General features: G+C 69.9%; 23 protein-coding genes. 7 read left to right on the top strand and 16 right to left on the bottom strand.

Annotated features, from left to right (window positions below; genetic code table 11):
- Positions 1–255 precede the first annotated feature (255 nt).
- Together AWC03_RS08955 and AWC03_RS08950 are read left to right on the top strand one after the other, a co-directional pair.
- Positions 256–1395, top strand: a complete 1140-nt coding sequence (locus AWC03_RS08955) for a PPE family protein (RefSeq protein WP_085240142.1) — start codon at positions 256–258, stop codon at positions 1393–1395.
- Between the two features lie 15 nt (positions 1396–1410).
- Complete coding sequence (locus tag AWC03_RS08950) at positions 1411–2697, top strand: PE family protein (RefSeq protein ID WP_085240141.1); 1287 nt, start codon at positions 1411–1413, stop codon at positions 2695–2697.
- A 5-nt stretch (positions 2698–2702) separates the two neighbouring features.
- Here the strand turns inward: AWC03_RS08950 and AWC03_RS08945 are convergent, their stop codons facing one another.
- The 8 genes from AWC03_RS08945 to AWC03_RS08910 form a co-directional block, all read right to left on the bottom strand.
- Complete coding sequence (locus AWC03_RS08945) at positions 2703–3728, bottom strand: NUDIX hydrolase (protein WP_085240140.1); 1026 nt, start codon at positions 3726–3728, stop codon at positions 2703–2705.
- Positions 3728–4852 (bottom strand): glycosyltransferase family 4 protein, encoded by a 1125-nt coding sequence (locus AWC03_RS08940; protein WP_085240139.1) that lies wholly within the window; start codon positions 4850–4852, stop codon positions 3728–3730. Before AWC03_RS08940 ends, AWC03_RS08945 begins: the two co-directional genes overlap by 1 nt.
- Positions 4852–5754, bottom strand: coding sequence for a phosphatidylinositol mannoside acyltransferase (locus tag AWC03_RS08935; protein ID WP_085240180.1), 903 nt, complete (start codon positions 5752–5754; stop codon positions 4852–4854). The genes AWC03_RS08940 and AWC03_RS08935 overlap by 1 nt, the downstream gene beginning before the upstream one ends.
- Positions 5755–5789: 35 nt before the next feature.
- The gene (pgsA, locus tag AWC03_RS08930; RefSeq protein WP_085240138.1) at positions 5790–6422 is read right to left on the bottom strand and encodes a phosphatidylinositol phosphate synthase; all 633 of its coding nucleotides are present in this window, start codon (positions 6420–6422) and stop codon (positions 5790–5792) included.
- A 13-nt stretch (positions 6423–6435) separates the two neighbouring features.
- Entirely contained in the window at positions 6436–7011 is a 576-nt protein-coding gene (locus AWC03_RS08925; RefSeq protein WP_085240137.1) for an ATP adenylyltransferase, read from the bottom strand.
- A complete protein-coding gene (gene thrS / locus AWC03_RS08920; RefSeq protein WP_085240136.1) occupies positions 7004–9091 on the bottom strand; it encodes a threonine--tRNA ligase in 2088 nt (695 codons plus the stop codon). Before thrS ends, AWC03_RS08925 begins: the two co-directional genes overlap by 8 nt.
- Before the next feature lie 128 nt (positions 9092–9219).
- Positions 9220–9843 (bottom strand): PaaI family thioesterase, encoded by a 624-nt coding sequence (locus tag AWC03_RS08915; protein WP_085240135.1) that lies wholly within the window; start codon positions 9841–9843, stop codon positions 9220–9222.
- A 93-nt stretch (positions 9844–9936) separates the two neighbouring features.
- On the bottom strand, positions 9937–10821 hold the full coding sequence (locus tag AWC03_RS08910; protein WP_085240134.1) for an aldo/keto reductase: 885 nt from the start codon (positions 10819–10821) through the stop codon (positions 9937–9939).
- 57 nt (positions 10822–10878) lie between these two features.
- Here AWC03_RS08910 and AWC03_RS08905 point away from each other — a divergent pair, with 57 nt between their 5' ends.
- Positions 10879–11379 carry a DUF1990 family protein gene (locus AWC03_RS08905; protein ID WP_085240133.1) on the top strand — a complete coding sequence of 167 codons (501 nt, stop codon included), beginning with the start codon at positions 10879–10881 and terminating at the stop codon, positions 11377–11379.
- Positions 11380–11387: 8 nt separating this feature from the next.
- On the opposite strand, the gene AWC03_RS08900 is transcribed toward AWC03_RS08905, so the two are convergent.
- Positions 11388–11825 (bottom strand): Rv2617c family stress response/phage resistance protein, encoded by a 438-nt coding sequence (locus AWC03_RS08900; RefSeq protein ID WP_085240132.1) that lies wholly within the window; start codon positions 11823–11825, stop codon positions 11388–11390.
- 92 nt (positions 11826–11917) lie between these two features.
- On the opposite strand from AWC03_RS08900, the gene AWC03_RS08895 reads away from it, so the two are divergent.
- Positions 11918–12613, top strand: a complete 696-nt coding sequence (locus AWC03_RS08895; RefSeq protein ID WP_085240179.1) for a helix-turn-helix transcriptional regulator — start codon at positions 11918–11920, stop codon at positions 12611–12613.
- Here the strand turns inward: AWC03_RS08895 and AWC03_RS08890 are convergent.
- The 5 genes from AWC03_RS08890 to fdxA are packed head-to-tail and all read right to left on the bottom strand — an operon-like array spanning position 12610 to position 15406.
- Complete coding sequence (locus AWC03_RS08890) at positions 12610–13560, bottom strand: NAD(P)H-dependent flavin oxidoreductase (RefSeq protein WP_085240131.1); 951 nt, start codon at positions 13558–13560, stop codon at positions 12610–12612. The two genes, AWC03_RS08895 and AWC03_RS08890, sit on opposite strands and share 4 nt — an antisense overlap.
- Before the next feature lie 4 nt (positions 13561–13564).
- Positions 13565–13909, bottom strand: coding sequence for a cupin domain-containing protein (locus tag AWC03_RS08885; RefSeq protein ID WP_085240130.1), 345 nt, complete (start codon positions 13907–13909; stop codon positions 13565–13567).
- Between the two features lie 31 nt (positions 13910–13940).
- A complete protein-coding gene (locus AWC03_RS08880) occupies positions 13941–14366 on the bottom strand; it encodes a hypothetical protein (protein WP_085240129.1) in 426 nt (141 codons plus the stop codon).
- The gene (locus AWC03_RS08875) at positions 14363–15043 is read right to left on the bottom strand and encodes a helix-turn-helix transcriptional regulator (protein WP_085240128.1); all 681 of its coding nucleotides are present in this window, start codon (positions 15041–15043) and stop codon (positions 14363–14365) included. The genes AWC03_RS08880 and AWC03_RS08875 overlap by 4 nt, the downstream gene beginning before the upstream one ends.
- Positions 15044–15049: 6 nt before the next feature.
- Complete coding sequence (fdxA, locus tag AWC03_RS08870) at positions 15050–15406, bottom strand: ferredoxin (protein ID WP_085240127.1); 357 nt, start codon at positions 15404–15406, stop codon at positions 15050–15052.
- Positions 15407–15500: 94 nt separating this feature from the next.
- On the opposite strand from fdxA, the gene AWC03_RS08865 reads away from it, so the two are divergent.
- Entirely contained in the window at positions 15501–16322 is an 822-nt protein-coding gene (locus tag AWC03_RS08865; RefSeq protein WP_085240178.1) for a class I SAM-dependent methyltransferase, read from the top strand.
- A gap of 16 nt (positions 16323–16338) precedes the next feature.
- Here the strand turns inward: AWC03_RS08865 and AWC03_RS08860 are convergent, their stop codons facing one another.
- Positions 16339–17499: a site-2 protease family protein gene (locus AWC03_RS08860; RefSeq protein ID WP_085240126.1), complete on the bottom strand. Its 1161-nt coding sequence runs from the start codon at positions 17497–17499 to the stop codon at positions 16339–16341.
- Between the two features lie 122 nt (positions 17500–17621).
- Positions 17622–19727, bottom strand: a complete 2106-nt coding sequence (locus AWC03_RS08855; protein ID WP_085240177.1) for an adenosylcobalamin-dependent ribonucleoside-diphosphate reductase — start codon at positions 19725–19727, stop codon at positions 17622–17624.
- 137 nt (positions 19728–19864) lie between these two features.
- Between AWC03_RS08855 and AWC03_RS08850 the strand changes: the two genes are divergently transcribed.
- Complete coding sequence (locus AWC03_RS08850) at positions 19865–20287, top strand: Hsp20/alpha crystallin family protein (RefSeq protein ID WP_085240125.1); 423 nt, start codon at positions 19865–19867, stop codon at positions 20285–20287.
- Positions 20288–20485: 198 nt separating this feature from the next.
- Positions 20486–20701 (top strand): hypothetical protein, encoded by a 216-nt coding sequence (locus tag AWC03_RS08845; protein ID WP_208859494.1) that lies wholly within the window; start codon positions 20486–20488, stop codon positions 20699–20701.
- Positions 20702–20735: the final 34 nt, after the last annotated feature.

Here is a 20735-nt window from a genome sequence, read left to right as displayed (position 1 = left end):
TCCGCTGCCGTTGGGTGACGCGGCGGTGTCCACTGCTGATCTCCTTCAACCGTTGTCGCCCCAGTCTAGTGGGGGCCCGGAGACGGATTTTCCCGCCGCGGACTCACAAAGGGCCGATAGACCCTAGGCCGCGAAATCGGCGCCTTGCTAGACACTTTTTCGTTACTTCGCTCACATCTTCGAGCGGACGGGACGTGTAGTAGCGGGGCCGGCTGGTTGCGGAACGGCGGCCGTCGACCTGGAGGAGGGGTCGGGATGGTGCCGGATTTTGGGTTGCTGCCGCCCGAGATCAATTCAGGTCTCATGTATGCCGGTCCCGGCGCGGGCTCGGTGCTGGCCGCCGCCGGCGCGTGGGCCGGGCTGGCGGCCGAGTTGGGTTGGGCGGCGTCCTCCTATGCGACGGTGATCTCGGCGCTGACGAGCGGGCCGTGGCTGGGTCCGTCGGCCGTGGCGATGGCGGCGGCGGCCAGCCCCTTCGTCACCTGGTTGGCCGCCACCGCGCTGCAGGCCGAGCAGGTGTCGACCCAGGCGATGGCCGCGGCGGCCGCCTACGAGGCGGCGTTCGCGATGACGGTGCCGCCGCCCGTGATCGCCGCCAACCGCGCTCAGTTGGCCGCCCTGGTCGCGACGAACTTCTTCGGCCAGAACACCCCGGCGATCATGGCCACCGAGGCGCACTATGCCGAGATGTGGGCCCAGGACGCCGCCGCGATGTCCGCCTACGATGCCGGCACGCTGGCGGCGGGCGCCCAGCTGCCGTCCTTGACCGAACCGCCCGGCAGCGTCGGCGGCGCCCCGCAAGCCCTGGACGCCGTCCAGGGCGCCGCGGCGTCGGCGGCGACCCAGACGCAATCGGTGATGTCGGACGCCCAGCTGATGTCGTCGCTGTTTCAGTCGTTCGGCCTCTCGCCGTCGTCGGCCCCGGGGCTGTCGCCGCTGGACATGCTCTCGATGAGCGGCGAGTTCGCGATGCAACCCATGAGCATGGTGGTGAGTCAGCTCATGGGCCAGTTCATGGGTGGCGCCAATCCGTTGATGAGCGGTGCCGTCGGCGGCATGCCGTCGATGGGTTCGGTCTTGGCGTCCGCCGGTTCGACCGTCGGGTCGACGAGCCCGTCGCAGCTGGGCGCCCCCGCGGTGTTGGCGAATGTGGGCAGGGCGGATTCCGTTGGGGCGCTGTCGGTTCCACCGAGTTGGGCCACCGAGGTGCAGGCGTCGACGCCATCCGCTCCGGTTGCCGGGCCGACCCCCGCCGGGGTGGGTCAGGTGACGGCCAGCCTGCCGAGGGTGCCGTTCAAGCCCCCGGTGAGCACGGCCGGACGCGGCCTGGGTGGTCTCACCCCGGCGGCGGAGGCGCCCCGCTCCGCTGTGTTGGCGCGCCCGGTGGTCGGCTAATCAGGCGGCGGCGCGATGTCGTTTGTGATCACCGCCCCGGACACGTTGACGGCGGCCGCCGGCGACCTGCAGGGAATCGGTTCGGCGATCGCCGCCGCGGACGCCGCGGCGGCGACCCCGACGACCGCGGTGTTCCCGCCGGCCGCGGATGCGGTGTCCGTCCGCACCGCGTCGCTGTTCGCCACGTACGGCCAGCGCTATCAAGAGATCGCCGCCCGCGCGGAGGCGTTTCATCAACAATTCGTGCAAACGCTGGTCAACAGCAGCGATTCGTACGCGCAGGCCGAGGCCTCCAACGCGGCCGCCACGCAACTGGCGCCGGCGCTGCCCGCGCAGCAGACGATGACCGGAAGCCTGAGCGTGGCAAGCCAGGTGCAGAGCGCCCCGACGACGACGACGTCGACCAACGTGGCGTTGATCATGGGCGGCACGGGGAACCCGCAACCCACCCCCACCTACGTGACCTCGGTCTACAGCACCTACATCGCCCCGCATTACCCCGGCTACAGCCCGGTGGGGCTGACTACGCCGGAGGACTTCTGGCCCGTCACCGGGCTCACGAGCCAAACCTTCGGCCAGTCAGTCCGAGAGGGTGTGACGATACTGAACAACGCGATCCTGACCGAAACCGGCGCGGGCAATCACGTTGTCGTGCTGGGCTATTCGCAAAGCGCCACCATCGCCACCCTGGAAATGCGCTATCTGGACGCCTTGCCCGCCGCCATCCGGCCGAGTTCGGACCTGCTCTCGTTCGTGTTGCTCTCCGACCCGAACGTTCCGGGCACCGGCATCCTGACGCACTTCATCCCCGGCTTCGGGGCGTTTCACGTGGTGACCCCGGTGGACACCCTCTACCAGACCGCCATCTACACGCTGCAGTACGACCCCATCGCCTACTTCCCGCGGTCGATCTTCAACATCCCGGCCGACCTCAATGCCCTGTTGGGTTTCCCCTACCTGCACGGCAGCTATCCGACGTTGAGCGCGGCGCAGATCGCCACGGCCATCCAGACGCACATCGGCGTGACCACCTACTACCTGATTCCCACGCAGAACCTGCCGCTGCTGGACCCTTTGCGCATGATCCCGATCCTGGGCAACCCGCTGGCCGACCTGCTGCAGCCCTTCATCCGGCCATTCGTCGACTTCGGTTACGCCACCGGCCTTCCCGGACCGTTCCAGACCCTCTCGGTCACCGTTGCCGGCGGCCTGAGCCCGGTCGCCGTGCAAGCGCTTCCGGAAGCGCTGGCCGCGGGGTTGGGCCTGCCGCCCGACCTGTACGTCGCGATCGACGGGCGCTAGCGCCGTCAGCGGATGGGTTGCAGCGGGCCCGGGGCCCGGCCACCGGCCAGCGCGGCCGCGTCGTTGAGCAGTTCGGACAGCTGCATCGGGTACACCGTCTCGCCGGCCGCCGCCAGTCGGAGAATGTCGGCGGCATCGCACCAGCGATGGCCGTGGATGTAGCTGTGTTCCAAGTCGGTTCGGCCCGCATCGGACGGCTCGAACCGCCGGGTGCGGTAGACGAAATAGAACTCTTCGCTGTCGATCAGGGCGCCGTTGAACTCGAACACCTCGTCGCGCCGCCAGACGGGCCCGACCATCTCGCCGGGCGCGACCCGCAGCCCGGTCTCTTCGGCCAATTCCCGCGCGGCGGCCTCGGCCAGCCGCTCCCCCTTGCGCACCTCGCCGCCGACGGTGATCCACCATTTCGGCGCGTCGTCGCGGTCGAGCGCCGGATCCGAACCGCGCAGCAGCAGCACCGCACCCAGCTCGTCGAGCAGCACGACGCGCGCCGACGTGCGGTGGTTGAGCACCCCATGGTCGCCGTGGGCCAACGCGTGGGGCCGTTCGACGATCTCGAAATAGCTGGGCAGCGCGGCGGTCCCGCCGAGGCGGAGGGTCCGCACCAGGAATCGCTCACGCAGTGCGAGGGTGTCCCGGACCGCGTCGTTGTGGAAGCGGCGGGCCAGCAGCACCCGGGCCTCGGCGTCGGCCAGCTCGGCGATCAGCCCGGCCGGCAACGACGCCGGGTCGACGATCGCCAGCGCGGCGGACAGCTGGTTCTCGCAGGACTCGCGCTCCTGCCGCGGCGCGGCCTCGGCGGCGTCGGCCAGCGCGGCCAGCCGCCTGCCCTCCGAGGCGCCGCCGTAGGCGTCGATGGCGACCGCCCGGGCGACCACCGCGCGCCGCGCCAGCGCTCCGTCGAGCGCCTGCCACGACAGGTCGTAGCGAACGTGCAGCCGGTCCAGCCGGTTCGCCGTCTGATAGGCCCAGGCACCCAAGACCGCCAACAGCCCGACGAGCACCGCGGTGGCGACCATCACCCACGTCATCAGCCGGCCACCTCGACTTTGGCGCCGGACGCGGCGACCGTCTCGTAGACCCGCATGATCTGGCTGGCCACCACCGACCAGTCGTAGCGCTGGACGGCCATCGAACCGGCGGCCACAAAGCGTTCGCGCAGCACATCGTTTTCTAGCACCGAAACCAGCGCGTCCGCGAGCGCAGCGCTGTCGCCGACGGGCACCAGGCACCCCACCTCGCCGTCGAGCAGCACCCGCCGGAAGGCGTCCAGGTCGCTGGCCACCACCGCGGTGCCGGCGGCCATGGCCTCGACCAGGACGATGCCGAAGCTCTCGCCTCCGACGTGGGGCGCGCAGTAGACGTCGGCGCTGCGCATCGCCGACGCCTTGCCGGCATCGTCGACCTGACCCAAGAAGCGCATGTGCTTCACCAATTCGCCTGCCTGGCCGCGTAATTCGTCTTCATCGCCGCGGCCGACGATGAGCAGTTGCACATCGCCGAAGCGCCGAACCACCCCGGGCAGCGCATCGAGCAGGACCGACATCCCCTTGCGCGGCTCGTCGTAGCGGCCGAGGAACAGCACCGTCTTGCCGGGCCGCGGGTAGCCGTCCAGTAGCGGCGCGGAGGCGAACGAGTCGACGTCGACCCCGTTGGGGATCTCGACCGCGTCGGTGCCCAGGGCCTCCATCTGCCAGCGCCGGGCCAGGTCGGAGACCGCGATCCGGCCGACGATCTTTTCGTGCATCGGCCGCAGGATGCCCTGGAAGACGGTCAACGTCAGCGACTTGGTGGTCGAGGTGTGAAACGTCGCGACGATGGGTCCCTCCGCGATGTTGAGGGCCAGCATCGACAGGCTCGGCGCGTTGGGCTCGTGCAGGTGCAGGACGTCGAAATCGCCCTCGACAAGCCACTTTTTCACCTTGCGGTGCGTCGCGGGACCGAACCGCAGCCGGGCCACCGAGCCGTTGTACGGAATGGGGACGGCCTTGCCCGCGGAGACGACGTAGTCGGGCAGCACCGCGTGCGGCGACGCCGGCGCCAGCACGCTCACCTCGTGCCCGCGCCGACGCATCACCTCGGCCAGCTGCAGGACGTGCGACTGCACCCCGCCGGGCACGTCGAACGAGTAGGGGCAGACCATCCCGATGCGCATCAGGTCTCCCGGAGGCGCGCCTGTTTAGCGTCGGACAGGTCGGTCAGCCACTGGGGTTGCAGCATGTGCCAGTCCTCGGGGTGGGCGGCGATGTTCGTGGCGAACCGGTCGGCCAGCGCCTGGGTGATGGCCACGACGTCGCCGCTGCCGCAATCCAGCGGCGGCTGCATGTTGCAGCCCCACCCGTCGCCCTCGAACCAGCAGTGCGCGGGCAGCAGCGCCGCGCCCGTCTCGATCGCCAGCTTGGCCGGCCCGGCGGGCATCCGGGTGGGTTCGCCGAAGAAGTCGACCTCGACGCCGGTGCGGGTCAGGTCGCGTTCGGCCATCAGGCACACCACCCCGTTGCCGCGCAACCGCTCGCACAGCACCTCGAAGGGTGGCCGTTCGCCGCCGGACAGCGGCAGCACCTCGAAGCCGAGGCGTTCGCGGTAGGCGATGAAACGCCGGTACAGCGACTCGGGTTTGAGCCGCTCGGCGACGGTGGTGAAGGTGCCGCGGGTCTGCGCCAGCCACACCCCATTCACGTCCCAGTTGCCGCTGTGCGGCAGCGCCAGGACAACGCCGCGGCCCGCGGCCAGCGCCCCGTCCAGGTTGTCTTGGCCGAGGACCGAATCGTCGATTTCCCTGGCGAGCCTGCGGTGGTCGACCGTGGGCAGGCGGAACGCCTCACGCCAGTAGCGGGCGTAGGACGCCAGCGAGGCCCGCATCAGCGCGTCGGGCACCTCGGCCGGCGGCACGCCGATGACGCGGGCCAGGTTCTTGCGCAGCTGCTCGGGGCCGCCGTGGCGGGCCGCATAGCGTGCCCCCGTGGCGAACGCGGTGCGCGCCGCGAATTCCGGCATCGCCCGCACCGCCATCCACCCGGCCGCGTACGTCCAGTCGGCCGCGGTGCCGGACACCATCCGGCGGGGCGCGCTGATCAGGTTCGTGCCCGGGATCACGGCATGCGCTCCGTCGCGCCGGGCGAGGTCCGCACCGTGTGCAGCCGCTGCACGCAGGTGAGCACGCTGGCCGCCGCCAGCAGCCACATCGCCACCGGCAGCGCGGGCGGCCAGGCCACGAACGGGAAGTCGGACACCCCGGCGCCGACCAGCACGATGATCAGCCGTTCCGGCCGTTCGATGAGGCCGCCGTCGCCGCGCAGCCCGCTGGCCTCGGCCCGGGCCTTGATGTAGGAGATCACCTGCGACGTGACGAGGCAGATCAGCGTCGCCACCGCCAACAGCTTGTCGTGCAGCCCGAAGGCGGCCCACCACGCCAGCCCGCAGAACACCGCCCCGTCGCTGACCCGGTCGCACGTGGCGTCCAGCACGGCCCCGAAACGGGTGCCGCCCCCACGCTCGCGGGCCATGGCGCCGTCGAGCATGTCGAACAGCACGAAGAACCACACCACGCAGCCACCGGCGAACAGCTTGCCCATCGGGAAGAGCGTGAGCGCCCCCGCCACGGATCCGGTGCTGCCCAGAACGGTGACCGCGTCCGGTGTCAGCCCGATCCGCAGGCATGCCCGGGCGGTCGGCGTGGTGAGCCGCGCGAACGCCGCTCGCGACAGGAACGGCACCTTACTCATGTGCGCTCGAGGCTCATGGCTGGCCGGCCCACTCCGCGGCCAGCAGCCGGCGGGTCTCGCGCAGCAACTGCGGGATCACCTTGGACCCGCCGATGATGGTGATGAAGTTGGCGTCGCCGCCCCAGCGCGGCACGACGTGCACGTGCAGGTGTTCGGCCAGCGACCCGCCCGCCGAGCTGCCCAGGTTCAGGCCGACGTTGAAGCCGTGCGGCCGCGACACGTTCTTGATGACGCGAATCGCCTTCTGGATGAAGGCCATCAGTTCCGCGCTCTCGTCGACGGTGAGGTCCTCGAGCTCGGACACCCGTCGGTACGGCACGACCATCAGGTGCCCCGGGTTGTAGGGGTAGAGGTTGAGGACGGCGTAGACGAGCTCGCCGCGGGCGACCACCAGGCCCTCCTCGTCGGACAGCTGCGGGATGTCGGTGAACGGCTGCTCGGTCTTGCCCGAAGAGTTGGGGCCGCGCTTCATCGGCGCTTCGGCCAGGTACGTCATCCGGTACGGCGTCCACAGCCGTTGCAGGTGGTCGCTCTGGCCGACACCGGTGTCCAGGATGGTGTCATCGGCGCGGTCCTCGGGATCACTCACCGCCGGCCACCTTCACCAGTTCGGCTGTGGGCACCGCATTTTCGCGATCCGCGATCCAGGCCACGATGGCGTCGACGGCACTGTCGCGGGGCACGCCGTTGATCTGCGTGCGGTCGCCGAAGCGGAAACTCACCGCCCCGGCCTGGACGTCGCGGTCACCGGCCAGCAGCATGAACGGCACCTTCTGGGCGGTGTGGTGGACGATCTTCTTGGCCATCCGATCGTCGCTGCCGTCCACCTCGACCCGCACCCCGTGCGATTTCAACTGCGCGGCAACGCTTTCCAGGTAGGGCAGGTGTTCGTCGGCGACCGGGATGCCGACCACCTGCACGGGCGCCAGCCACGCCGGGAACGCCCCCGCGTAGTGCTCGGTGAGGATGCCGAAGAACCGCTCGATCGACCCGAACAACGCGCGGTGGATCAGGACCGGACGCTGCCGCGAACCGTCGGCGGCGGTGTATTCCAGGTCGAAGCGGTCGGGCATGTTGAAATCGACCTGCAGCGTCGACATCTGCCAGCTGCGGCCCAGCGCGTCCTTGACCTGTACCGAGATCTTCGGGCCGTAAAACGCCGCACCGCCCGGATCGGGCACCAGTTCCAGGCCGGACGCCTCGCCGACCTCACGCAGGATCCGCGTGGCCTCCTCCCACACATCGTCGGAGCCCACGTACTTCTCCGGGTCCTTGGTGGAGAGCTCCAAGTAGTAGTCGTTGAGGCCGTAGTCGCTGAGCAGATCGAGCACGAAACGCAGCACCGAAGTGAGCTCGTCGCGCATCTGCTCGAGTGTGCAATAGATGTGCGCGTCGTCCTGGGTCATTCCGCGTACCCGGGTCAGCCCGTGAATCACGCCCGACTTCTCGTAGCGGTACACGCTGCCGAACTCGAAGAGCCGCAACGGAAGCTCGCGATAAGACCGGCCCCGCGACCGATAGATCAGGTGGTGCATCGGGCAGTTCATCGGCTTTAAGTAGTAGTCCTGGCCAGGCTTGCGCACCGTGCCGTCATCGTTGAATTCCGCGTCGAGGTGCATCGGCGGGTACATGCCGTCGGCGTACCACTCCAGGTGCCCAGAGGTGACGTAGAGCTGCTCCTTGGTGATGTGCGGGGTGTTGACGAATTCGTAGCCCGCCTGCTCGTGCTTGCGCCGCGAGTACTCCTCCAGCTCCCGCCGGATGATGCCGCCCTTGGGGTGGAAAACAGCCAGCCCCGAACCGATCTCGTCGGGGAAGCTGAACAGGTCCAGCTCGGTGCCCAGCTTGCGGTGGTCGCGGCGTTGCGCCTCCGCGAGCAGCTCGAGGTGTCGGTCCAGCGCCTCCTGCGACTCCCACGCGGTGCCGTAGATGCGTTGCAGGCTGGCGTTCTTCTGGTCACCCCGCCAGTAGGCGGCGGAGCTTCGGGTCAGCTTGAACGCCGGGATGTGCTTGGTGGTCGGGATGTGCGGCCCGCGGCACAGGTCGCCCCAAACCCGTTGCCGCGTGCGGGGATTGAGGTTGTCGTAGGCGGTGAGCTCGTCGCCGCCGACCTCCATTATTTCGGCCATGTGCTCGGTTCCGACGGACTTGTCGTCCACCAGTTCGAGCTTGTAGGGCTCGTTCGCCAACTCCGCGCGGGCCTGGTCCTTGGACTCGTAGACGCGGCGCTCGAACAGCTGCCCGTCCTTGACGATCTGACGCATCCGCTTCTCCAGCGCCGCCAGGTCCTCCGGGGTGAACGGCTCCGCCACGTCGAAGTCGTAGTAGAAGCCGTCGATGATCGGCGGGCCGATCCCCAACTTGGCTTGCGGGAACATCTCCTGGACGGCCTGGGCCAGCACGTGCGCGGCCGAATGCCGGATGACGCTGCGGCCCTCGTCGGTGTTGGCGGCGACGGGCACGACGTCGACGTCGGCGTCGGGCACCCAGCTCAGGTCGCGCAGCTTGCCGGCGGCGTCGCGCACCACCACGATCGCGTCGGGCGCCCCCCGGCCCGGAAGCCCCGCCTCGCGCACCGCGGCGGCCGCCGTGGTCCCGGCGGGCACCCGGATCGGGGCCTGCGGGTCGGCGCCGTCGGCCTGCGGCGATCGGTTTGCGGGGGCGCTCATCGCGTTGGGTCTCCAGGGCTCAGTCGTTCGGGGGGTGACTAACGATCCGTGATTAGTCGTTGCCATGCTATCGGGGCGGGCGAGCCAGGGCTCAAGCCATTACCGGCCCGGCGCCGACGGCGGGGCCGTCAGGGCTGACCGGGCTTGAGCCGCACGAACAGGGCGTCGGCTTCGGTCAGCAGCGTGTCGCCGTCCGTCAACCGGCCGGACACGAAGATCTTGCGCCCGTCCACCCGGTCGACGCCGGCGTCGAACCGCAATTCCTTCTCGATCGGCACGATGTGCCGGTAGTCGATCTTCAGGTAGGCGGTGCGCTGGTAGGGGCCCCCGGTGAGCACCGCGGACGTCAGCCCGAGCACGCTGTCGAACAGCAGTCCCAGGCATCCCCCGTGCACGGCGCCGTTGCGGCCCAGGTGGAACCGGGCGAACCGGGCCGTGCCCTGGATGCGGCCGTCGTCGGTCTTGCGGGCCTTCATGGGCACGCTCAGGATGTTGCCGCGCATCGGCAGGTCCATCCGGCGGCCCGACGGGGACTCCCATTCGTCGGCGTCGAACGGGCTCAGCAGCGCCGACACCTTGTCCAGCAGGTCGGCGGCCTCGGTGATCACCGCGTCGGGCGCGTCGACGGCGCGGGCGTGGTCCTGCAGGGTGCGCACGGCGTCGATGAACCTGCCGTAGTCGGGGCCGCCCTTGGTCGTCGGCTCCGGCGGGTTGAACCCACCGCCGGGATGCCCGGCCCGTTCGCTGGTCATCCGGACACCGTATCCGGGCCGCGAGACTGCAACTACGGACGGGCCGACCCGCGAAACGTGTCGTGGAATACAGTTTCGCGGGCCAAGTGACGGTCAGACCGTCTGTTGAGCCCCGGCCGCGGACAGGGTTTCGAACTCCTCGTCGGACAGCGTGATCTCGGCGGCGGCGACGTTCTCCTCCAGGTGCGCCACCTTCGAGGTGCCCGGGATCGGCAGCATCACCGGCGACCGCTTCAGCAACCAGGCCAGCGCCAGTTGCGACGGGCTCGCGTGGTGCTCGCCGGCGATGCGCTGCAGCGGGCCGTCGGCGGCGGCCAGCGGCCCGGCCGCCAGGGGGAACCACGGGATGAAGCCGATGCCCTGCTCGGTCGCGGCGTCCAGCAGCGGTTCGGCGCCGCGGGCGGACAGGTTGTACATGTTCTGCACCGACACGATCTCGGTGATCCGCTGGGCCTCCGCGAGTTGGTCGACGTTGACCTCCGACAGGCCGATGTGGCGGATCTTGCCCTCGTTCTTCAGCGCCAGCAGCTCGCCCACCTGGTCGGCCAGCGGGAAGTCGCGGTCGATGCGGTGCAGCTGGAACAGGTCGATCGTGTCGACGCCCAGGCGGCGCAGGCTCATCTCGCATTCCTGGCGCAGATAGCTCGGGTTGCCCAGCGGGATCCAGACATCCGGTCCGGTGCGCAGCAGGCCCGCCTTGGTGGCGATGACCAGCCCGTCATAAGGGTGCAGCGCCTCGCGAATGATGTCCTCGGCGATGTAGGGGCCGTAGGAGTCGGCGGTGTCGATGAAGTTCACGCCGAGTTCGACGGCGCGCCGCAAAACCCTGACCGCCTCGTCCCGGTCGGCCGGCGGTCCCCAGACGCCCTTGCCGGTCAGGCGCATGGCGCCGAAGCCGAGTCGATTGACGGTCAGGTCGCCACCGAGGGTGAACGTTCCGGACGCTTCTGCAACGGTTTTCGAGTTCTGTGCGGTCACTTTTACGACCGTACGCCGCAAATGCCGGCGCGCATCCCGCCGTGGCAAGCTGGGCAAGTGGACTTAGCAGCGCTCGAGGGCCTCCCGCTGACGTACACCGAGGTGGGAGCGACCGCCTCCGGCGCGCTACCCGCCGGCTACGGTCACCTGCACACCGAGACCCAGATCGGCGCGGGCAGGCAGCGCTTCGAGCAGGCCGCCCACGCGGTCATGCGCTGGGGGATGCAGCACGGCGCCGGCCTGCGGGTGCGGCCCAGCTCCGAAGTCGCCGAGGTCGACACGGTGGTGGTGGTGCGCATGGGTTTCCTGCCCGCGCCGTGCCGGGTGGTCTATGTCGTCGACGAACCCGATATCCGCGGATTCGCCTACGGCACCCTGCCGGGACACCCGGAGTCCGGCGAGGAACGCTTCGTCGTCCGGTATGACCCCGTCACCTCCGCGGTGTTCGCGGAGGTGACGGCGTTCTCGCGGCCGGCCACCTGGTGGAGCAAGGCCGCCGGGCCGGTGGTCTCGGTGGCCCAGCGCGTCATCGCCAAACGCTATCTGCGCGGGGTCTGAGCCGACCGTCATGGGCGCCCGATGGCGCCGCTGTGCACGCCCTGCGCCAGCCGGGCGAGGGCGATGGCGCCGACCAGCAGCCCGAAGTCGCGCAGCGCCACGTCGTAGAAGCCCGGCCCGGTGAGTAGGTCGACGATGATTCCGGCCAACCACGCCGCGACCACCCAGGCGCCGAACCGCGGGGCGACGGCGACCAGCACGCCGGCCACGATCTCGACAACGCCCACCAGGTGCATGCACTGGTCGGCGGTGCCGGGCACCAGGTCGTCGATCCAGCGGGCCAGGTACATGCTCCAGTGATGTGGGTACGTCAGCACGTTGAAGAACTTGTCCAGCCCGAACGCGATGGGCGCGACGGTGAAGACCGTGCGAAGTGCGTAGTACGCCGACAGCGCGGGATCCTTCAGCTGGGCCGCGAACGTGGGTGTCGTGTTAGTGGTGCTCATGGCCGCCTCCTTCTTCTAACGGATAATAATTTGAACGCTAGAATCAGTAGACTGTAGCGTCAAGAGTTTTATCCGTTAGAAATGGCGTGAACGTGGACGACGACTCCCTGGAACGCGACGCCGCCGGCATCGGGGCGCTCGCCGATCCGGTGCGCCGCGAGCTCTACCGATACGTGTGCGCGCAATCCGCCCCGGTGAGCCGCGACCAGGCGGCCGACGCGGTCGGGGTCGCCCAGCACCAGGCCAAGTTCCACTTGGATCGGTTGACCGCCGAGGGGCTGCTGGAAAGCGACTACGCACGCGTGACCGGCCGGTCCGGGCCGGGTGCGGGGCGGACATCCAAGCTGTATCGCCGCGCGCGCCGCGACATCGCCGTCAGTCTGCCCCAGCGCGAATACGAATTGGCGGGGCGGCTGATGGCGACGGCGATCGCGGAGTCCGCCAGCACGGGCGAGCCCGTGGTCGAGGTCCTCAACGGGGTCGCGCGCGCTTACGGACGGACCATCGGAGCGACGGCGCGCCGGCCCGCCAACGCGGCGGCCGGGCTCAGGGTCGCCGCCAAGGTCTTGAGCAGGTACGGCTACGAACCCCACACCGTGGGCCGCCGGATCGAACTCGCGAACTGCCCGTTCCACGCGCTCGCCCGGGAGCAGACCGAGCTGGCCTGCAACATGAACCACGCACTCATCACCGGCGTGGCCGATGCCCTGGCGCCGCACGGGCCCGACGCCCGGCTATGCCCCGGGCAGGACCGCTGTTGCGTCGTGCTGACCCCGGGCGACGGCTAGGCGCGCGCCGAGCCCCAGCCCGCCAGCAAACGCTCTGCGCCGGAGCACATTTCGTCGATCACTGCGGCCACCGGCGCGTCGTCGCGGATCATCCCGACACCCTGACCGGCGTCCACCGGGGCGACCCGGCGATCGTCGGCCGCGATGGACGCCGCGAGTTCGTCGCAGGCCTGCGGGTCGAGCGCGTCCTCCTTGCCCGTCCAGCGCTCCACGAAGTCGTTGGCCAGCACCCGCGACGGGAACCGGGCGGGCCACGGCCGGGCCTGGGCGACGTCGAAGGCCCGGGTGACCGCGGTGTCGGTGGCCCGGGCCGCGATCAGTGCGTGGCGGCTGCCGTCGCCGGAGAGCGCCTCCGGACACGCCGCCAGGCGGGTGCCCACCCACGCCCCGCTCGCACCGGCGGCGAGCACGGCGGCCAGGCTGCGCGCCGACGCGACGCCGCCGCCCGCGAGCACCGGCACCGACACGGCGTCCAGCACGGCGTCGAGCAAGGGCAGGGTCGCGAGCTTGGTCTCACCGTGCCCGCCGCCCTCCGAGCCGCGGGCCACCAGGATGTCGACGCCCGCATCGGCCGCCCGGCGCGCCCCGACACCGTCGTATACCTGTGTGGCGGTAGGAATCCCGGCGTCGTGCGCCTTCGCGACCCAGGACCAGTCGGTCCCGAAGCTGACCGACAGCAGCGCCGGCCGCGCGGCCAGGGCGTCCTCCAGCAACCCCGCCTCGGTGCGCATCACCCAGTCGACCAGGCCGATGCCGAACGTTCCCCGCACGTGCTGCAGCTGGGCTCGCAGCAGGTCCCGCGTCCCGACACTGCCCATGCCGACCATGCCCAGGCCACCGGCCGCGGTGACCGCCGCGGCCAGCCGACCCCCGGCGACGCCGCCCATGGGCGCGTTGACGATCGGTACCCGCAGCCCGAATTCTCTTGACCAGGGCGTGGAAAGCATCCGGCTAGTGAACCGAGGGAATGGTCTTGAGCACGGTCAGCATGACCACCGAATCCTCGACCGCGTGCAGGGCGTGCCGTTCGGTCGGGATCGCGACATAGTCGCCGGTTTTGCCCTCCCAGGCGTCACCGCCGGTGGTCAGGCGCACGTGGCCCTGCAGCACCTGCAGCGTTGCCTCCGCGGGGCCGTCGTGTTCGGAAAGCTCATGGCCGCCAAGCAAAGCCAGCACGGTCTGCCGAAGTTCGTGGGTGTGGCCACCGTGGATGGTGTGGGCGGCCCGCCCGCTGTGCGATTCCTTGGCCTCGGCCAGCTTTTCGGACGCGAGGCTGGTCAACGAGATCGATTCCATAGCTGAGTCCTTTGCGGTTGGGCGGAGGAGATCAGGCCGTCAGTAGCAGTATCCCCGCCACGGCGAGCGCGATGACCTTGACCACCTCGAAGGCCACGTACACGTAATGGGCCCGGGAGCGCGGCCCGTCCGACCCGGCGAGCACCGCGTCGGATCGGCGCGTCAATCGCGGGCGCACCGCGATCAGCTGCAGGGCCAGCGCGCCGGCGGCGACGGCGATCGCCGCGACGATGCCCCGAGACGTCGGGCCGGCGACCACGATCGCCAGGACGACGAGGGCGAAGCAGACCTCGACGGTGTTGAGGGCGCGAAACACCAGCCGCCCGATGCCGAGCCCGATCTGGAGGGTCACGTTGGGCGCGCGGAACTTCAGCGGCGCTTCCAGGAACGAGATGGCCAGCACCATGCCCAGCCACACGAAGGTGACGGCGACGGCGATCGCCGGCCCGGTGCTCATGTGGCCGCCTTCTGCAAAGCCAGGTGCGCCACACACAAATCCGGTTCGACGAACGCGTCGAGCCGGTCGACGGACACCGGCGCCTCCCACGCCTCCATGGCGCCCTGCATCAGGCCCAGGTGTACCGGGCAGACGACGGCGGTCCGGTTTTCGGCCAACTCGAGGAAGGGGCAGTGCCGCAGGCCGACCTGTTGCTCCCCGTCGGCCACCCGGCGTTCGGGCGCGAAGCCGAGTTCGTCGAGCATGTTGACGAGGTGGTCGATGGCGTCGTCCGCGCTGGCGGGCGGCGTGGGGACCTCTTCCACGCTGGATTCCAGTTTGTGCCCCCAGGCGCGGCCCGCGGCCTGGGCCTTGGCGCCGGCATCGCGCTCTCCGGCGAACGCCGTGGCCAGGATCTCGGCGAGCAGGCGGTAGTGCCGCGTGCCGCCGCGGTCCATCTGCCTGACGGCGCGGAACATCAGCGGCGGGCGGCCCGGGCCCTTGCGGCCCGGCTCGACGTGCTCTACTTGCCCGTCGCCGACCAGGCTGTCGAGATGAAAGCGGACGGTGTTGGGGTGCACGCCCAGCATTTCGGCGATCGCGGCGATGCTCATGGGATCGGCCGACCGCCGCAACACCCGCAGCACCTCGCGGCGCCGGCTGGCGGATTCCCCGATCGACGCGGGCGGCAACTTCACGGGCCCTCACGCTCCTTCCGCTTGGTCGGCCCTCGGCTGGGCGGCCACCAAAGGCGTGTCTACACCCAGCGGGCCAATCTTGGCCGCCCCGCCCGGGGATCCCAGGGGAGCCTCGCGGCCCGGCAGCGTTTCGGCGAAGAACGCCTCATTGTCGGCCAGGTACGGTTTGAGCTGCTCAGGCAGGTCGTCTTCGTAGTAGATGGCGTCGACCGGGCACACGGGTTCGCACGCACCGCAATCCACGCATTCGTCGGGATGGATGTAGAGCGCCCGACCGCCCTCATAGATGCAGTCGACGGGACATTCCTCCACGCAGGCGCGGTCCATCACGTCGATGCACGGCTTTCCGATCACGTACGTCATGCGATAGAGTTTACACAACATCAGTTGTAAAAACGACCGCGTTGGGAGAACCGGTGAAACAGATTCTGGAATGCGCTGCGGGGCGGGCAATCTGATGAGCAAGCCACGGGCCGACGTGCGGCCTCCCCTGCCTGCGGCGAGTCGCACCGACGCCGCCGTGGCGGGCCATTGGCTGTTGGCCCGCCTCGGCAAACGCGTCCTTCGCCCCGGGGGCCTCGAGCTCACCCGCACACTCCTGGCCCGCGCCGGGGTGGCCGACTCCGACGTGGTGGAGCTCGCTCCGGGTCTGGGCCGGACCGCCACCGAAATCGTGGCACGCCGGCCACGGTCGTATGTCGGCGCCGAGGGGGATCCGGACGCGGCCAACGTGGTTCGCGGCGTGCTCACCGAACTCGGTGTCGAGAACGGCGACGTCCGTGTCGCCGATGCGGCGGCCACCGGGTTACCCGACTCCAGCACCGATGTGGTCATCGGGGAGGCGATGCTGACCATGCACGGCGACGCGGCCAAGCACGCCATCATCGCCGAGGCGTCGCGCGTGCTGCGGCCGCGGGGCCGGTACGCGATCCACGAATTGGCCCTGACACCGGACACGGTGCCGGACGAGGTCAGCACCGATATCCGGCGATCGCTGGCCCAGGCGATCAAGGTCAACGCGCGACCGTTGACGATCGCGGAATGGTCGCGGCTGCTGGCCGAACACGGGCTGGTGGTCGACCACGTCGCGACGGCCCCGATGGCACTGCTGCAGCCACGCCGGCTGGTGGCCGACGAAGGGCTGCTCGGGGCGCTGCGCTTCGCCCGCAACGTGCTCGTCCACCGGGACGCCCGCAGGCGGGTCCTCACGATGCGCCGCACGTTCCGCCGGCACCGCAAGCGGCTGGCCGCCGTCGCCATCGTCGCCCACAAACCGTGACTTCGATCGTCGTGGCCTAAATGCTCTGAGCCGACGCCGGTTTCGCGTCGTCGGGATGGGCGAGCCGGTAGACCTCGATCAGCCGCGCCACATCGGTGGGGGTGACGATGCCGACCACCTGACCGCCCTCGAACACCAGGGCACGGCTGTGCGGACCGGCGGGCGCCATCCGCTCCAGCAGAGCGGTCAACGGCTCCTGGGGGGCGCCGGACGGGACCTCGTGCAGCGGTTGCGCGACCTCCCCCACGGTGGTGGCGGCGCGGCGCCCGGGCGCGACGTCACGCAACTGCCGCAACGTGATCAGTCCCGAGACCGACCCGTTCTGGTCGACGACCGGGTACGCCGAGTGACGGTCGCCGAGCACGTAGCGCTGGACGAAGTCGTCGACGCTGATCCACCCGGGAGCGGTGTGCGGCCGGGCCGTCATGGCGTCGCCGACGCGCACCCCGGAGAACATCTGCTGGGTCGAGATGCGCATCTCCTCTTCGCGACTGGCCGCGAAAATGAACCAGCCGATGAACGCCAGCCAGACGCCGCCGACGAGCCCGCCCAGCAGGAATTCGGCCAAGCCCAAGGCGATCAGGATGAACGCGACCACCCGGCCGGCATGCGCGGCCCCGATGCTGGCGCGCACGCTGTCGCCGTGGCGCCGCCACAGGTAGGCCCGCAGCACCCGGCCACCGTCCAAGGGGGCGCCCGGCAGCAGGTTGAACAGTCCCAGCAGGAGGTTGATGCCGGCCAGCCAGGAGGCGACGCCGACCACGATGGGTGCGGCGCCGACCGTCGGCAGCGCGGCGACGAGGCCACCGAAGATGGCCGCCAGCGCGAGGCTGGTGGCCGGGCCGGCGATCGCGATCCGGAAGGCGGCCCGGGGTGTCTTCGCCTCGCCGCCCAGGGTGGTCACGCCGCCGAACAGCCACAGCGTCACGCTGCCCACGGAGACCCCGGCGCGGCGCGCGACGACGGCGTGCGCCAGTTCGTGCGCCACCAGCGAGGCCAGCAACACCAGCGCGCCGCACGCGCCGGCCGCCCAGTAGGCGACGGGCGAATACCCCTTGACGCTGCCGGGAAGCGTGCTCGCCAGGCTCCAGGTGAACAACCACAAAATGACCAGCACGCTCCAGTGGACATTCACCGGAAAGCCGGCGATCCGCCCCAGCGGGATCGCATCGCGCACCTCAAACCTCCAAAGTCGTTGCGGCCTGGCGATTCGGCCGCGGCGTCCTCTCCGAACGTAGGTCGGTGCCCGCGGCCCCCGCTAGGGCCGTTCGACCCCCGTCGGCCCCACTTTGGACACGGTCAAAACTCGCACCGCCGTCCCAGGCAACCGCCGCTGAACGTGGCGTCGGCGGCGAGCAGCGCCTGGTCGGATCCCACGTAACTGAGCACCTGCCCGGCCCGGGTGCCGTAGCGGTAGACGGTGATGCCTTTCACCTTCGCCTTCCACGCGGCGAGGTAGATCGCATGGACGTCCTCGACGGTCGACTCCGCCGGCAGGTTGACGGTCTTCGACACCGCGGCGTCGACGTGCCGCTGCACGGCGGCTTGCATGCGCAGGTGCCATTCCGGGGCGATCTCCGCCGCGGTGGGGAACGCCGCACGAACCTCGGCGGGCACGTGCGGGTCCCCGCGCACGCCGCCGCACCGGGCGATTTCGGCGATCAGGTCGGGATGGTAGAAACCCCGGTCGCGGGCGAGGCGGTCGAAACACGGGTTGACTTCGAGCAGGCGCCGCCCGATGACGGCACGCACATAGGCGATCGCGAACATCGGCTCGATCCCCGCGCTCGTCCCCGCGATCAGCGAGATCGTGCCGGTCGGCGCGATCGAGGTGAGTTGGGCGTTGCGCCGTGGCGCCGACCCCGCAAACCGGCTGTCGGGGAAGGCCGGAAACGGTCCGCGTTCCTCGGCCAGCCGCTCCGAGGCGGTGCGCGCTGCCCGGCCGACGGTGCGGGCGATCCGCCCGGCCAAGCGAACCCCCCGCTCGCTGTCGTACGGGATGCCCAGGACGGCCAGCAGTTCGGCCAGGCCCATGACGCCCAACCCGATCTTGCGCGTCGCCGTGGTGGCCGCCTCGATCTCCGGGAAGGGGAAGCGGCTGACGTCGATGACGTCGTCCAGGAAACGCACGGCGAATTCGGCCACCGCGGCAAGCCGGTCCCAGTCGACGCCACCGCCGCTCACCATCCGGGCGAGGTTGATGGACCCCAGGTTGCACGATTCGTAGGGCAACAACGGCACTTCCCCGCACGGGTTGGTGGCCTCGATCCGGCCCAGCGCCGGCGTGGGATTGGCGCGGTTGATCGTGTCGAGGAACACCAGCCCCGGATCGCCGCACCGGTGCGCCGCCTCGCAGATGGCGGTGAACAGGTCGGCGGCGGAGACCGTCGCGACCGTCGCGCCGGTCCTCGGGTTGACCAGTCGGTGGCTGCGGCCGGCCCCGACGGCGCGCAGGAACTCGTCGGTCACCCCGACCGAGAGGTTGAACTGGTTGAGCTCGCTCGCCGCGCTGGATTTGGCGGTGACGAAGTCGTAGATGTCGGGGTGCGATACGTCCAGTACCGCCATGGAAGCTCCCCGCCGACGGCCGCCCATCGAGATGACCGTGGCGGCGTAGTCGAAGAGCCGGAGAAACGACAGGGGCCCGCTGGCCGTACCCCCGGTGCGGGCCACCAGGTCACCGGCGGGCCGCAAGTGGCTGAACGTGTATCCGGTCCCTCCCCCGGCCTGGTGTATGTCCGCGCCCTGCGCGAGCGCGGCGAAGATCGAGTGCAGCGAATCCTGCACCGGGAGAACGAAACACCCGGACAGCATGCCCAGCTCGGTGCCGGCGTTCATCAGCGTCGGAGAGTTGGGCAGGAACTCGAGGCCGCGGAGCATCGCCGAAAACCGTTGGGACCACCTGGCCGAGGACCCGCGACGGTACTTCTCTTCGGCCCCCGCGACATGGTTCGCGACGCGGTCCATCATTTCGCCCGTCGACTCCACGGGCCTGCCACGGTCGTCACGCAGCAGGTAGCGTTCGCCCAGCACCGTCACGGCGGCCACACTCAACTTCAGGTCATCGCGCACGCCGATCAGTTCTTTGGTCGCGCGCAGTTCGGCGTGCTGCTGGCGGTAGACGACGTACGCGCGGGCCACGTCGTCGAGGCCGGCCGCCGCCAGCTGCGCCTCGACCAGGTCCTGAATGTCCTCGACCGTCGGGATTCCGCTCCGGGGCCGGCCCACCAGGGCGTCGGCCACCGACCCGGCGAGCACGCCGGGCAGGCGGGGGTCGCGATGCCCGGCCTCGCGCGCGGCCCGGGCGATCGCCGTTTCGATGCGGCCCACGTCGAACGGCACCAGCCGCCCGTCGCGGCGCCGGACGCTCGACGGCCACCGCGCGGACCGCGCTGTCCCGACCATCATCCGAGTATCCCCGCCGCGCCAAAAGTCGTCGCCGGAAACGGGATAAGGACTTCCGTCCCTACCCTGGCGCCGGCTCGCATGGTCGGATCGAAGATGTCCGTTTGAGGCAAGTGACACATCTGTAGGAGAAGACCATGACCACCACGCTGCCCGCGGCCCAGAAGCCGCACACGCTGTTCCCCGAGTTCTTTTCGGCCTTCCCGTCGTTCGCCGGACTCCGTTCGATGTTCGACACCCGGCTCATGCGGCTGGAAGACGAAATGGTCGACGGCCGCTACGAGGTGCGCGCCGAGATTCCCGGCATCGACCCGGCCAAGGACGTCGACATCACAGTCCGCGACGGTCAGCTCACCATCAAGGCCGAGCGCAGCGAGAAGAACGAATTCGACGGCCGATCGGAATTTTGCTACGGCTCGTTCGTCCGGACCGTCTCGCTACCGTCCAACGCGAACGAAGACGACATCAAGGCCACCTATGACAAGGGCATTTTGACTGTCTCCGTGCCGGTTTCGCAGCCCGCACCCGAGGAGAAGCACGTCAAAGTCGCCGTCAAATAACCGGCTGAAGCGTGGGCCCGGGCAGCGTCGCCCGGGCCCCGCATGGCGATAGCGCAGGCGGATTCCGGTGATGACTTTGGGCCCTATCCGCAATCGGCGCGTGACGCAATAATGGTGACGTCTGACGTAATTTTGCTGGTGCGATTTGCGGCTGAACAAAGGAGCATCACGGCTATGGGTAATAGCCCGACGATGTTGTTGACCGACTCTGACGTGGACGCCCTGGCTTCGGAATTCCTGCAGTCGCGGTATCTCGGCCCGATTTATGCCGACTGGTCCCCCGATCGACGCCTCGACACGTTCCTGCGGCGCCGCGGGCTGTCTCGCGTTGCCGACGACGGCGACCTGTCCAATACCGTCCTGGAACGCATCATGGTCCACGTCGGCCGCGCCTCGCGGTTGGCGCGAGGCTGATCACTTCCCGCAACACGCCACCTGGGGTCGGCCC

The organism is Mycobacterium europaeum (genome assembly GCF_002102155.1).
Taxonomy (GTDB): Bacteria; Actinomycetota; Actinomycetes; order Mycobacteriales; family Mycobacteriaceae; genus Mycobacterium; species Mycobacterium europaeum.
The sequence above is the reverse complement of the archived record's forward strand: the minus strand, read 5'-3'. Positions and strand labels throughout refer to the sequence as shown.

Coding starts and splice junctions, on each gene's coding strand:
- AWC03_RS08955 (WP_085240142.1), top strand. CDS start 256: ATGGTGCCGGATTTTGGGTTGCTGCCGCCCGAGATCAATTCAGGTCTC.
- AWC03_RS08950 (WP_085240141.1), top strand. CDS start 1,411: ATGTCGTTTGTGATCACCGCCCCGGACACGTTGACGGCGGCCGCCGGC.
- AWC03_RS08945 (WP_085240140.1), bottom strand. CDS start 3,728: ATGACGTGGGTGATGGTCGCCACCGCGGTGCTCGTCGGGCTGTTGGCG.
- AWC03_RS08940 (WP_085240139.1), bottom strand. CDS start 4,852: ATGCGCATCGGGATGGTCTGCCCCTACTCGTTCGACGTGCCCGGCGGG.
- AWC03_RS08935 (WP_085240180.1), bottom strand. CDS start 5,754: ATGGTGTCCGGCACCGCGGCCGACTGGACGTACGCGGCCGGGTGGATG.
- pgsA (WP_085240138.1), bottom strand. CDS start 6,422: ATGAGTAAGGTGCCGTTCCTGTCGCGAGCGGCGTTCGCGCGGCTCACC.
- thrS (WP_085240136.1), bottom strand. CDS start 9,091: ATGAGCGCCCCCGCAAACCGATCGCCGCAGGCCGACGGCGCCGACCCG.
- AWC03_RS08915 (WP_085240135.1), bottom strand. CDS start 9,843: ATGACCAGCGAACGGGCCGGGCATCCCGGCGGTGGGTTCAACCCGCCG.
- AWC03_RS08900 (WP_085240132.1), bottom strand. CDS start 11,825: ATGAGCACCACTAACACGACACCCACGTTCGCGGCCCAGCTGAAGGAT.
- AWC03_RS08890 (WP_085240131.1), bottom strand. CDS start 13,560: ATGCTTTCCACGCCCTGGTCAAGAGAATTCGGGCTGCGGGTACCGATC.
- AWC03_RS08885 (WP_085240130.1), bottom strand. CDS start 13,909: ATGGAATCGATCTCGTTGACCAGCCTCGCGTCCGAAAAGCTGGCCGAG.
- AWC03_RS08880 (WP_085240129.1), bottom strand. CDS start 14,366: ATGAGCACCGGGCCGGCGATCGCCGTCGCCGTCACCTTCGTGTGGCTG.
- fdxA (WP_085240127.1), bottom strand. CDS start 15,406: ATGACGTACGTGATCGGAAAGCCGTGCATCGACGTGATGGACCGCGCC.
- AWC03_RS08865 (WP_085240178.1), top strand. CDS start 15,501: ATGAGCAAGCCACGGGCCGACGTGCGGCCTCCCCTGCCTGCGGCGAGT.
- AWC03_RS08855 (WP_085240177.1), bottom strand. CDS start 19,727: ATGGTCGGGACAGCGCGGTCCGCGCGGTGGCCGTCGAGCGTCCGGCGC.
- AWC03_RS08850 (WP_085240125.1), top strand. CDS start 19,865: ATGACCACCACGCTGCCCGCGGCCCAGAAGCCGCACACGCTGTTCCCC.